Here is a 12,680-nt window from a genome sequence, read left to right as displayed (position 1 = left end):
ACAGTGCGGGGCTCCTGCGCTAGTAAGCTGAACAAGTGAGAGGAAGATGAAGTAAGGATGTTCTAAACTCCAGAGGCGATGACAGAAGCCGCAAGAAAAACAAATCCAGACAGCAGGGATCCTGCCCTGGTCGAGATCCCGGCGGAGCTGCAAGCAGGGCTGGTGACAGAGCTGGATTTGATGATCCGGGCCCGCTACCCCCTGGTTTACTTGGTCTCTCCAGAAGAAGAGCCTGCCGATGCCGTGCTAACCCAAGTAGCCAGACGGACAGACCCACCGCGGCAATTGTTGTTCTGGGACTTGGTGCGGGGCTGGCAAGATACAGGCGAGGATCGGGGCTCCATCATGGCAGCTCTGGGGCGGGTGTGGCGCTCTGCCCCCAACGAGGACACTCTCTTTGTGCTGCGGGATCTGCACTTTGTGTTGCGCAACGCCACCAGCGACAAAAACGCTCCCATCATCCGGGAGCTGAAAAACCTCAGCCGCGAGCTCAAGCGCACCCGCAAGATGCTGATCCTGCTCAGCCACACCCTGGAAGTGCCCAGCGACCTGACGGAGGAGATCACCGTCGTCGATATTCCCCTGCCCAACAGCGAAGAGATCAGCCGCCTCATCCAGCTCTATGTGGCTCCAGATAAGCTCAAGCTTACCCCTCTGGCCCGCGAGCAACTGGTCAAAGCCTGTCAAGGGCTGAGCCGAGAACGTATCCGCCGCGTTTTGGCCCGCGCTTTGGCCGCCAAGCAGGAGGTCAATGAAGCCGATATCGACCTGGTGCTAGAGGAAAAAAAGCAGGCCATCCGCCAAACCGGCATCCTGGAGTTTTTCACCGCCCGCGAGACCCTCAAAAGTGTGGGGGGCCTGGATAACCTCAAGGCCTGGGTGCGAGTGCGGCAAGAAGCCTTTACCGAAGAGGCGCGTCGCTATGGCCTGCCCAACCCCAAGGGCGTGCTGCTGGTCGGGATCCAGGGCACCGGCAAATCCCTCTCCGCCAAGACCATCGCCAATGAGTGGCGGCTGCCCCTGCTGAGATTGGATGCCGGGCGGCTGTTTGCCGGCATCGTCGGCGAGTCGGAAAGCCGGGTGCGGCAGATGATCCAACTGGCAGAGGCGATGGCCCCCTGCGTGCTTTGGATCGACGAAATCGACAAAGCCTTTGGCAACATCACCAGCAGTGCCGATGGAGATTCTGGTACCAGCCGCCGGGTGTTTGGCAGCCTGATTACCTGGATGCAGGAGAAGACCAGCCCCGTTTTCATTGTGGCCACTGCCAACAACGTGCCGCTGCTGCCGCCAGAGCTGTTGCGCAAGGGCCGCTTTGACGAGATTTTCTTCTTGAACCTGCCCACCCACGCTGAGCGCAAAGAGATCTTCCGGGTGCATTTGCAGCGGTTGCGCCCCAGCCGCCTGCGGGAGTTCGACCTGGAAGCCTTGGCAGCCACAGCTCAGGACTTCAGCGGGGCCGAGATCGAGCAAGCCATCGTAGATGCCATGTACAACGCCTTTGGGGGCAGTGGCAGCGGCGCCCGGCGGGACTTTACCCAAGAGGATATCCTGCAGGCCATCCGCGAAACCGTGCCTTTGGCCTCGATTGCCCGCGACCAAATCGAGAGTCTTAAGTGCTGGGCTGCTCAAGCGGGCGCGAGAACGGCCTCTCAAGATGCCCAGGTGCTGCAGGAGATGAAGCAGTGTTTTGCCTCTTCTTGAGATTCAGAATGGGTGAAATCCACCTCCCAGCCCAAATAAGGCGGCTAGTATGCCAATACCCACAGCAACTCCAGCCGCTATCTTCAAGTTTTCTTCTAGGCTTTTAGCATCTGCCTTTTCCTTCATTGCAGTTAGCAAAAATAGCTGATCCTCCCCACTCAGCCCACTTATAAAATGGGGATATAGATTCGATAGGGACAGCTTTAAAATGATCGATCCTACTTCTACAGTGAAGCTCAAGCTGGGAAAGCTTCGAGTTCCTATCTTTCTCCATCTGGGCTATTACTGATTTTGCCTCTTCCTGTAGCTTCTTAGCGCTCTCAACTTGCGACTTGCTATATCCTTTATCAAAAATGGCCATAAAAAGACTAATAACTGAGATTAGAAAGAGCACAAGCCCGATTGAGCTACTTAAGGCACCAATGAACAAGCTCAGGACTAAAAGCGAGAGGGCACCCAGTATAGTGTCACTTTTGGTGGCAAAGGTATGATCAATTTTAGCTTCCTCTTGTTTTATTCCGATAGAGATCAAGTTTCTCCTTAACTCAGACTTAACTTGCTCTACTCTTTGGTTATAGTTGGCCTCGATATTTTTCTTGCGACGTTCTATCTCTTCTGCGGCTTCCTTTATCTTGTCGAAGTCAAAGGGCCAAGGGTTGCCGTCTTGGGTGCTGTAGCTGCGTTCCGCTTTCAAGTCTTGGCCATGCCCGCTCCCTTTCGTGGACGAAGTCTGGGAAAGTCTTTGGGAGTCATAGGCTTTTCGCTTCACAGGATCGCTCAGTATCGAGTACGCCTCCTGAATAGACTTAAACTTTTCCTCAATGTACTGCCGCGCTTTAACAGGCGTATCTGGGTGAAGTTTATCGGGATGGTATTCTTTGGCAAGCCGCCTATAGCTCTCTTTAATTTCTTCTAAAGTTGCATTGGGCTGTAATTCCAGCTCGCGGTAAAGGTCTTTCATGGGAGGATCCCGCGCAGGAGGCCTTGTGCCGGCTACTTTAATGCAGGGATCCTATTCTCAGAGGGGAAGCCTTGCAAAGTGCTACTCAATACCTAGACTCTTTTTTAAGCCTATTTTAGGGAGCGGACAGCTCCAGCCAAGCAGCCCTTGGCTCCTCCCTCAGTAGATGCTTTTTCAAGGCCCAACGTCCAGAAAGGCGGGGTTATGAGCAAGCTGCTGCGGCTTGCCGCGCCAAGACCCACTCCACCAGGGTGCGCACCCCATAACCGGTGGCCCCTTTGTTGTTGTAGCCTGCATCCTTCTCTGTCCAAACGGGGCCTGCTATATCCAGGTGGGCCCAAGGGGTTTTCTCCACAAACTGCTTCAGGAACAGGGCAGCGGTGATGGATCCCCCTGAGCGGGGACCAGTGTTTTTCATGTCGGCCACAATGGAGCTGAGACCCTCGAAGTAGCCTTCCTCCAGCGGCAGGCGCCAGATTTTTTCGCCGGAAAGATTGGCAGCCTGCTGTAGCTCCTGGGCCAGCGTCTCATCTGGGGTGAACAAGCCGGCAATTTCTTCCCCCAGAGCAATCACACAAGCACCGGTCAGGGTAGCCAGATCGAGGATGGCATCAACGCCCAGCTTTTCCGCAAACACCAGGGCATCTGCCAAGGTGAGGCGGCCTTCTGCATCGGTGTTGTTGACCTCAATGGTCTTCTGGTTAGAAGCGGTGAGGATATCCCCTGGGTGGATGGCATGGCCGCTGATCATGTTTTCCGTGGCGGCGACGATGAAGTGCAGCTCCACTTGCGGCTTGAGGGCGGCTAGGGCCCGTGCAGCTCCCAAAACTGCCGCTGCTCCCCCCATGTCGGTTTTCATCATGGCGATGCTGCGGGAGTCGGTTTTGATGTTCAGCCCACCGGAATCAAAGGTCAGCCCCTTGCCCACCAGGGCCAATTTGGTAACAGGATCCCCTTGTGCCGGCTTGTAGGTGAGGTGGATAAACTGGGGCGGCAGATCAGAGGCTTTGGCCACACCCAAAAAAGCCCCCATCCCCAGAGCTTCGCATTCTTCCTGTCCCAGAATCTCCACCTCTAGGCCATATTCCTGGGCCAGTTGGCGGGCGGTATCGGCCAGGGCAAGAGGAGTCACAATGTTGGCGGGGGCAGCCACCAATTCCCGAGCCAAGATGGTTCCTGCGGCCATCTCAATGGCCCGCCGCAGCGCGGCCTCGTAGTCAGAACGGGCCTGGGCCAGCCCCGGCACCAAAAGGGTTACTTCCTGCACAGAAAAGCTGTTTTCCTCTTCCCCTTTGGCTGAGGATTTGAACCGATTGTCCCGGTGCGCCACCAGTAGGCAGGCTTCGGCCACCGCCTGAACCCCACGCACCCGATCCAACCCCGTCTCCGGCAAAGACAGCATCACCTGCTTGGCTTTTAAGCTGTGAGCCTGGCGCAGGCCGTTGGCTGTGGCCCGTCGTAGGGCTTCTAGCGTTAGGGCCGCGGGATCCCCTAGCCCCACCAACACCAGTTTGCGGATCTCTCCTGTCAGGCGCAGGGCAACACTGCTATTCGGCTTCCCCTGAAACCCCTGCTCCTGAACGGTTTCCGCCACCAGCCCCGACCACGCCTTTTCATCCCAAGAGGCGATCTCAGGGGGCAGAGGAAAGCGGCCATTCCCGCCGGAAGCGGCAAAGCAATAGACCAGGGCACATTCCCCTTGAGTGAGTGGCGGCTCGCTAAGATGAAGCTGCATGAGAAACCCTTGACCAAGCTGTTGACAGCAGATCCTCAGTTTATCTAATTTTGCCGGCTCTCAGGGCAAGGGATCCCCCCTCTAGTGGGCGGGCCGGAAGATCCCGAAGCAGGAAGTGTAGCCGTGTAAAAAGGTGGATCCCCCAACGGGGCCGATCTCACCATTGCAAAAGAACCCCCCCAAGGGCAGCTCTCCAAGCAATTCCCGAAACCGTTGCGAGTCAAAATCGGGAGTGCCGTACAGGCCCTTGCCTCGCCCCAAACAGGAGAACATCAACGCCCCACAAGGCTCCGGCCTCGGTTGAGAGGGGCTTTGCCTCAAGTTGCGCTCGGCACAATAGCGGCTGAGGGCCCAACGCAGATCTTCTGCCGAAGTCTGGGCATCCCGCAGATGAAATTGCACCGTCTGGCCAGGGCGCACCTGATCCCCGATGGCCAGCGCCCCCACGCGCGGATCAACGCCCAAGATTACGCGAATGAGGAAATCTCCCGGCGTCGGCTCCGACTTGAACTCATCCATCAGCAGGCCGATGAAGAGAGAGTGGCGGGCCAATCGCTGATCCACGGGACTGAGCCGCTCTGCCAAGTCCTGCAAAACCGCTAGAGGAGGGCGACCCTCCAAGCCAAGAATCACATTCCCCTCTGCTTCCGTCACCCGCAAGGGATCCCCAATGGGGCGACACCCCTGGGCCACCACTGCATCCAGCACCACATTGCCGTAGAGCGCCAACCCCACTGTGCCCTCTCGATACAGCTCCCGCCGAGGTGTGGAGGTACGCGCATCCAGCAAAAACAGAGCATTGCCCCGAGGGCCGCGGCCCCCACTGGCCAATCCCCCCACTTTGACGGATCCCGGATAGGCGAAATCCAACCCCTGCAGCAACTCTGAGATGCCAGAGGAAAATCCATCGGCCAAGAGCAGAAAATGAGGCTTGCTCTGCGGCGAAACCCCAACACAATCGACCCAGGCAGAAGGAGCCGCATCCAAGTCTGGCAATTGGTTCCCCCGCAGATGAAAAGGATGCAGCACCACCTCCGGCATAACCGCCAAAGACAAGGAGAGAGCCGGGCCATCCTCAATTTCATGCCCGCCACCCACAATGCCACCCCCGGAGCAGCCGATCAAAACGTCCACCTCCAGCAGCCCCGACAGCAATGGCAACACCCGGATGTATTCGCTGGCAAAGGCCGCCGACACAAACAAAACCCCCAGGTTGGGCCGCAGCGGCTGAGAGGGGACATACCCCGTCAGCAGCCCCGGCAAGCTGCCGGATCCCACCGTCTGCACCTGCCGACTCAGGACACTTTTCAGTTGGGCTGCCTGAAGCTTGGCCTTGGCTTCCTCCACCACCTGCCGCAGAGCCGCTTCTAGGGAAGGGAGCTGGGAGAGCGCGTTCACCCACTGCATCGGCGTGTTCCTACGGTCTGGAGTTTGCTGTCTTTAGGCTAGCTGTCTTTAGGCTAGCAATTTATGGCCAGGCTGGCTGTTCTGTGTAGTCTCGCTTTGGGACAGGATCAGGGCAGATAGGGCCGGGGATCCACAGGCGCGCCCCCGCCGGGGCGGACTTCAAAGTGCAGATGCGGCCCTGTGCTCCAGCCAGTGCTGCCGCGGCTCATGATTGTCTGCCCCTGCTGCACGTACTGGCCTGTGGAAACGTAAATCTGATGGCCGTGGGCATAGCGAGTAACAATTCCGTTGGGATGGCGAATGTCCACTCGATTGCCGTAGCCATCCCCAGCATTCCCCGCGAAGATCACCACTCCCTCCTGAACGGCTACAATGGGGGATCCCACGGGGCCAGGAATATCTACCCCTGCATGAAGGCGACCGCGACGGTAGCCAAAGCCAGAGGTGATTTGCCCGGAGACCGGCCAGACAAACCCACTGCTGCGAACCTGGGGAGGGGCTGGAGGGGGCGCTGGCGGAGCCTGTCGGGCGGGAGCTGGGGTGGGCTGCGTACCCGGCGCCGGAATCGTAAGGCGTTGGCCAATGCGCAGCCAGTGGGGATTGCGCAAGTTGTTGGCTTGAATAATGGATCGCCGAGTTACCCCATAGCGGGCGGCGATCCGTTCGATGGTGTCACCGGCTCCAACTGTGTGGGTCAGGGATCCACCGGCCAAGAGGGCCTGCCGTTCTTGTTCCATTTGCTGGGCCCGGCGTTGCTGCTCCGCCTGTAATCGAGCTTGGGCTTCGGCTTGGCGTTGGGCTTCCTCCTCTTGCTGGCGGCGCTCTTCCTCTTCGCGAGCTTTCTGGGCAGCGATCATCTCCTTCTGACGCTGGATCAACTCGCCCACATCGCCGGGGATGAGCAGGCGTTGGCCAATGCGCAGATATTCCGGGCGATCCAGAGGAGTCGCTTCGATAATCCGCTGCTGGGGAACTCGGTAGCGGTTGGCAATGTCCTCCAGTGTGTCTCCCTGCTTGACGGTGTAGATCAATCCCGGCTGGCTGGGGATGAGGAGAACTTGCCCCGGCTTCAGCTCAGTACTGGCCTGAATACCATTGGAGACGGTGATGGCAGCCGCGTCGAGCTGATACATCTGGGTCAGTTGCCAGAGGGTTTCCCCCGGCTGAATTTCATGCTCCAGAATGCCTCTGGGCCCTTCTCCTGTCGGGATTCGCCCTTCTGCGAAGGCTTGGCGCAGCTGCTCCTTTTTCCGCTCGTAGTTTTGCTGCAGAGCGCCAGATAGCGTATGCACAGAGGGTGGGATCGGCTCTACCGCCGGAGACAGGGGGCGATTCAACTGTCGCTGCTGTAGGGTAGCGACTCCGGCCAAGCCCAGCATCAGCAAAAGACCAGTGGCCCAAGCCGGATATCCCCGACGCGCAGGAGCAGAATCCCCCGGCTCTGGATGGGCTGTCTCAGGCTCGGTTGGGCACCTGGGGGTGGCCGGCAGCTGCTCTTCCCCAGCTTCTGCGCAGGGATCCGCCTCCAGCTTCAGAAGCCATACCAGGCCCGTTAAGCTGAGAGAGAGGGCCAAACCAATCCATCTTGGCTTCGACCGCCCAGAGAGAGGGGCTGGAGCCCACTCCAGAAGATAGGCTTCCTCGGCAGATGAATCCGCAGAAGTCCAGGACTGTTCTGAAGGGATCCCTGCCGAGCCCTTTGGGGGTGGGGGGGAAAGGGTGCTCACGGCAGCACCGCGGAAATCCAGCTCCCCGTTTTGGGGATTGGGGAAAGTGGGTTTTAAAGGCATCCTCACACCAACAGGCTGACACTAGAGTGCAAGAGAAGAAGATGTCAAAATGAGGGGCATAAGCCCCTTGGCACCGAGCACCCCAGGGGTGACTCAAGCCGGGGTGGAGCTCGCTAATGAACAGGCTGGCTCGCACTCAGGTTAGAGTACCGTAGTTAACAAATCTAGACAAGTCTTGGCAGGTAATTTCAGCCACAATGCTTGCCTCACAATGGTTCCAGCCCTTGGCTCGTTGAGATTTTGTCGAGCCTCATCCGATTCAAGACAAAGTGCGCCATCGTCTTTTTTTGGAAGACAAAGCCTGTTTTGCTGTAGCTGAAACTACAAACTAGGGATACCCATGGATTTGGTTGTCTGTAACACATTGACTCGCCGCAAGGAAGTGTTTCAGCCGCTGGCAGCAGGTGGATCTCAATCCGTTTCCGTCGGCAATTCCCAGGGATCCGCAGCTCCGGTTGCGGGGGAGAAGCCCCTGGTGCGGATGTATGTCTGTGGTGTAACGGTTTACGACCTCTGCCACCTCGGCCATGCGCGTACCTACGTGGTTTGGGACATGGTGCGTCGCTACCTGGAGTGGCGCGGCTACCGAGTGAAGTATGTGCAGAACTTTACCGATGTGGACGACAAGATCCTCAAGCGGGCGTTGGAACGTGGCGAATCGATGCAGGCGGTGGCGGAACGCTTCATCGCCGAGTATTTTCGAGATATGGATTGCCTGAACATCAAGCGGGCCGATCTCTACCCGAGGGCAACGCAATCGCTGCAAGCCATGTTCCAGTTGATCCAATCTTTGGAGCTCAAAGGCTTTGCCTACCGGGTACGGGATCCGATTCGACACCAGACCGACCCGTCTTCCCTCCTGCAAGCGGGACACCAGCCAGAGACCCCCGCCTCTGTTCAGTACTCTGTTTACTACTCTGTCCGCAAGTTCCCGGATTACGGCCAGCTATCCGGTCGAAAACTGGAGGAGATGGAGGCGGGAGCCAGTGGCCGGGTAGGAGAAGAAGGAGCTGAGAAACAGGATCCCTTCGACTTTGCCCTTTGGAAAGCGGCCCCCCCTTCTGAGCCGGGGTTTGCCTCCCCTTGGGGTTGGGGGCGACCGGGCTGGCACATCGAATGTTCCGCCATGGTGCGGGAGACCCTGGGAGATCACATCGACATTCACGCCGGCGGGGCAGATTTGATTTTCCCCCACCACGAAAATGAGCTGGCCCAATCGGAGCCAATCACCGGCAAGCCGATGGCCAAGTACTGGATGCACAACGGTTTTCTCAACATCAACGGCGAGAAAATGTCCAAATCTTTGGGCAACTTCACCACCCTGCGACAGGCCCTCGCCGTCTATCACCCCATGGCCTTGCGGCTGTTTCTGTTGCAGACCCACTACCGTAGCCCCATAGATCTAACCGAGGCAGCCATGCAGGCGGCTAGCCGTGGCTGGGAAACCCTCCAGAAAGGGATCCACTGTGCCCAGCAATTCTGCAAAGGAGAAAAGGGATCCCCTGATGCTGAGGCAATGCAAACCTTCCAAGCTGCCATGGACGATGATTTTGGCACCCCTGGAGCGCTGGCTGTCGCCTTTGAATTGGCCAAAGAACTCACCCGCGAACACAACCTGTTCACCCATCAAGGCCAAACCCATCTGGAGCCCCAGGCCCTGAGGCAAAAAAGTGCCGCTCTGCTGGAGATTTTGGCTACTCTGGGATTCTGTTGGCCCTCATTCTCCGAATTCGAGGGATCCACAGAAGCAGCTACAAACGGGGAACTTCACTTTGAAAAGGGAGAGAACCAACTCATCCGAGAAGAGCAGATCGAGGAGCTGATTGCGCAGCGCTCGGCAGCCCGTAAGGCGAAAAACTTTTCAGAGGCAGATCGCATTCGGGATCAGTTGAAAGCCTTCGGCATCACCCTCATCGATCAAAAAGATGGCACCACCCGTTGGCTGCGAGAATAGGGGTTGCGGAGCACTTCTCAGACCTATAGTCACTTCAAGTCAAGAGTGAAACTGTCCCGTTGCCTTGCTTCCCAGCTTTTCTCTTCCTTGGGCCGGGGGTGGTTGCGGAAGCGGCGCAGAGCAGTCGGGAAGTGTCTCAACCTAACTTGTAACCATAAAAGTGAGCCCGTTGGTTGGGCTGTCACTTTCAGGCTATGACTTGTAAGATCTTTCCAAGAAATCCAAGGCGTGATTCCTCAGTTCGTGATAAGGCATCCAGTCGATGTACGCAAAATCCCTCTAGGGCAGACGTACAGCTCTGTAGCCACCTCTTAGTGCCGACGGGGTTAGCTGACGGGCTAGAGCTAAGAGATGCTCTCCCTGGCGTTTGCTCAGAGTAAGCCCCCGAAATGGTTCCCCCGCTCTTGTTCAAAAACTGAACAGGATTAGGCTGGCCAACATGGCTAGATGCTATCAGGGCTGATTCTCGATGTCAAGGCAATGCAATTTTATCCAATTTTATCAATATATTTATCAATATATGTATATGCAATGTATATGCAAACCTGCTGTGGCAAGTCTCTCGGCTAAGGCTTCCAAGAGCCTCAATCCTCCAGTTGCTTAGCGCAGAGTTTGCAACTCTGAGCCCGAAGCCGTTTTTGAGTAGAACGCACGCATTTCTGTAAACCACTCCAATCGCGAGGGATTCCAGGTGTAGAACATGTGTCCGCCGCGATAATGACGTAGGGTGAGGTTGGCCTTCAACCGCGGATCCAACTTCATCAAATCCACCAGGTGATTCGAGGCAAAGTAGGGCGTGACCAGGTCGTAAAAACCATGATGAATGCTCACCCGCATGTGGGGGTTGAGGGCCATGCTGCTGCGCAGCTCGTCCATTGCCCCGATGAATCCTTGCTTAAACTCTCCTTTTGGGGTGAACCGCCAGGACTTGAACACCTCCAGGTTCAGTAGGTGATAGGTCAACTCCGTTTCCACCTGCAAGGTCTCTCGCAAGTGGCTGTTGATGGCTGCCGTGAACAGGCGATCGATCCCATCCAAGGTGGGATCGGATCCCTCAAAGGTAGGCCGATCCGGAAAGGGATCCACCGTGGTTACAGAAGCATCGTAGAGCCCCAGCACCAGTCGCTGCGACCGCAACAGCTCGCGGGCAAAACTGGCGATATCGATCCGCCCGCCTTTGTGGGCTACATATTCTGGAGATAGGCCGATCCCTGCTGCCATTTCCTGATACACCGCTTGCCGTTCTGCCTCTGGCATTGCCTCCCCCATGGCCAAGAGGGGCAGCAGACGTTGTCGGGCAAAGTGTTCTGCTTTGGGCAGCAGGATCTGCAAATCCTCCCCCCAGCCACACCGTCCATGATGGGCTGCTGTGGCCACATAGGAAGGGAAAAGGGCTGCCCAGGTGCTGAGGTTGTAATCGTTGGTCTCCAGCAACCCAAACTCAATCGCAGGCGAGATGAGAATGGCCCCCGACAGGCCCACGCCAAACTTGGATTGCAGCTCCTTGGCCAGCCGCGCCACCCGAAACCCACCGTAACTCTCGCCGGCAATGAAAATGGGGGAAAGCCAGCGTTTGTATCGGGAAAGAAAGCCCTGAATGAATTCTCCCAAGGATTGCAAATCCCGCTCCACATCCCAGAAGGGCGATTCCTTAGGAGGCTCCTCCGCCTTAGCATCCGGCTGAGGGGGCTTGGATGCCGGATCGGATTTCTCCCGGGAATCTTTGGGGTCTTGAGAATCCTTGGGCAGGGCGCGGCTGAACCCCGTCCCCACCGGATCGACAAAGACCAGGTCGGAAAAGGGCAGCCAGCTTTCGGCATTGTCCACCAGCCGCACCGGGGAGGGAGGCAAACTGCCGTTGGGCCCGAAGCCAATCCGTTTGGGCCCCAGCGCTCCCATGTGCAGGTAGGCAGAAGCTGCCCCAGGCCCACCGTTGAACACAAAAGTGAGAGGGCGGTGCTGAGAGGCGGAGTCTTGCTTTAGATAGGCGACGTGAAAGATCTCGGCCACCGGCTTTTCCCGCTGGAAAAGGGTCTGCCAACCGGCCAGCGCTTGGTAGGTAAAGCTCTCCTCTCCAGCCGTAAACCTGTGCTCGGTGGAGGAGAGGGGGGAAGTGGGCTTAGATTCAGTAGCCATGAAAACAGGGATCCGCAGTCTGATCCCCAGTGAATCACAAGTTGCCGACCCTCAACACTCCCAGAGGAATCTCCAAACGGCACCTCACAAAGTCAGCGGAGCTTCCAAGGTCAGATTGAAAGATTGGCCGGGGCGCAGCACCACCACCTGGGGAGCGGTAACATTGCCCACCACCACTCCGGTCACGGCGCCTCCTAAGACATTGCCCACCGAGACTCCGCCCGTGATCGCCCCCAAAATGGCCCCTGCGGCTGCCCCAATGGCTGCATCTTGAGCAATGGCCTCAGCCGAATACTGACGGGGATCCTTTTCGTCGTGGAGGATGTTGGAGGAAGCCCGCAGGCTGTAGGTACGACCGCCGAGAACAATGGAAGTGCCGACAAAGCGGGATCCGCCCGGTGCAGGTTCCATCTGTCCAAAAATGCGGCTACCCGCCGGGATCACCAAGCGCCCCTGGCTGTCAAAAATGTTCTGAGTAACGGCCACTTCCAGGGGATAAACGGTGTCCGGGTAAAAGTATTGCGGCCCTTCGCTACTCAGGCTGCCGACCGGGATAATCGTCCCCTGTTCAAGACGGTAGGCACCCAATTCAAACAGCGGCTGAGCCGAACTCGGCAAGGGGGCCAACGCAGGGATCCCGGCCAGGCCAAGAATGGCTGCTGTTAAGATAGCTTTCATGAGTAGAGTCTCCAATGCTTCTCCAAGTTCTGCCGAGTTCTGAGCAGTTGCCTGAAGCTATTCCAAGTCAATTTGCTTCCTTGTCTCAGCTTCTCTCCACTTCTAGGTTATCGAATCCTTCCTAGGGCTTGTTTTCTCCCACAAGTCGATTTGTTTTCAACTGTTGGCAGTTTGGGTGGCCATCCTGCAGCACAACTTCTCTCAGAAATGCTGGAAGGCTTGTTGACGGCTGAGGGCCTGCCCGTCCTTCAGCCAGACGGTTCCCTGCGGATCCCAGCCTGTCACTTCTCCAATCCAAACGGCCCCTGGCAATTC

Annotated in this window: 8 protein-coding genes and 1 riboswitch; of the genes, 2 read left to right on the top strand and 6 right to left on the bottom strand. The window is 57.4% G+C overall.

Features of this window, described 5'->3' with window-relative positions:
- Nucleotides 1-180: 180 nt before the first annotated feature.
- Nucleotides 181-1,704: an AAA family ATPase gene (locus tag NW856_RS10000; RefSeq protein ID WP_414400076.1), complete on the top strand. Its 1,524-nt coding sequence runs from the start codon at nucleotides 181-183 to the stop codon at nucleotides 1,702-1,704.
- A gap of 103 nt (nucleotides 1,705-1,807) precedes the next feature.
- Here NW856_RS10000 and NW856_RS09995 read toward each other — a convergent pair whose 3' ends face one another.
- From NW856_RS09995 to NW856_RS09980, 4 genes are all read right to left on the bottom strand, one after another.
- On the bottom strand, nucleotides 1,808-2,665 hold the full coding sequence (locus NW856_RS09995; RefSeq protein ID WP_414400075.1) for a DnaJ domain-containing protein: 858 nt from the start codon (nucleotides 2,663-2,665) through the stop codon (nucleotides 1,808-1,810).
- A gap of 202 nt (nucleotides 2,666-2,867) precedes the next feature.
- Nucleotides 2,868-4,400 (bottom strand): leucyl aminopeptidase, encoded by a 1,533-nt coding sequence (locus tag NW856_RS09990; protein ID WP_414343704.1) that lies wholly within the window; start codon nucleotides 4,398-4,400, stop codon nucleotides 2,868-2,870.
- 81 nt (nucleotides 4,401-4,481) lie between these two features.
- Complete coding sequence (locus NW856_RS09985) at nucleotides 4,482-5,807, bottom strand: FIST N-terminal domain-containing protein (protein ID WP_414350947.1); 1,326 nt, start codon at nucleotides 5,805-5,807, stop codon at nucleotides 4,482-4,484.
- Nucleotides 5,808-5,914: 107 nt separating this feature from the next.
- Nucleotides 5,915-7,597, bottom strand: coding sequence for a LysM peptidoglycan-binding domain-containing protein (locus NW856_RS09980; protein ID WP_414400074.1), 1,683 nt, complete (start codon nucleotides 7,595-7,597; stop codon nucleotides 5,915-5,917).
- Nucleotides 7,598-7,937: 340 nt separating this feature from the next.
- Here NW856_RS09980 and NW856_RS09975 point away from each other — a divergent pair, with 340 nt between their 5' ends.
- Nucleotides 7,938-9,551 (top strand): cysteine--tRNA ligase, encoded by a 1,614-nt coding sequence (locus tag NW856_RS09975; RefSeq protein WP_414400072.1) that lies wholly within the window; start codon nucleotides 7,938-7,940, stop codon nucleotides 9,549-9,551.
- 300 nt (nucleotides 9,552-9,851) lie between these two features.
- Nucleotides 9,852-9,993, bottom strand: a riboswitch (cyclic di-AMP (ydaO/yuaA leader).
- A 158-nt stretch (nucleotides 9,994-10,151) separates the two neighbouring features.
- Here the strand turns inward: NW856_RS09975 and NW856_RS09970 are convergent.
- Both NW856_RS09970 and NW856_RS09965 read right to left on the bottom strand, forming a co-directional pair.
- Nucleotides 10,152-11,687, bottom strand: a complete 1,536-nt coding sequence (locus NW856_RS09970; protein ID WP_414400070.1) for a S10 family peptidase — start codon at nucleotides 11,685-11,687, stop codon at nucleotides 10,152-10,154.
- Nucleotides 11,688-11,771: 84 nt separating this feature from the next.
- Nucleotides 11,772-12,365, bottom strand: a complete 594-nt coding sequence (locus NW856_RS09965) for a hypothetical protein (RefSeq protein ID WP_414356811.1) — start codon at nucleotides 12,363-12,365, stop codon at nucleotides 11,772-11,774.
- Nucleotides 12,366-12,680 lie beyond the last annotated feature (315 nt).

The organism is Synechococcus sp. R3-13, assembly GCF_047462195.1.
In the GTDB taxonomy this organism is placed as follows: Bacteria; Cyanobacteriota; Cyanobacteriia; order Thermostichales; family Thermostichaceae; genus Thermostichus.
Note: the sequence above shows the minus strand (reverse complement) of the source record. Positions and strands in the feature narration are given on the sequence as shown.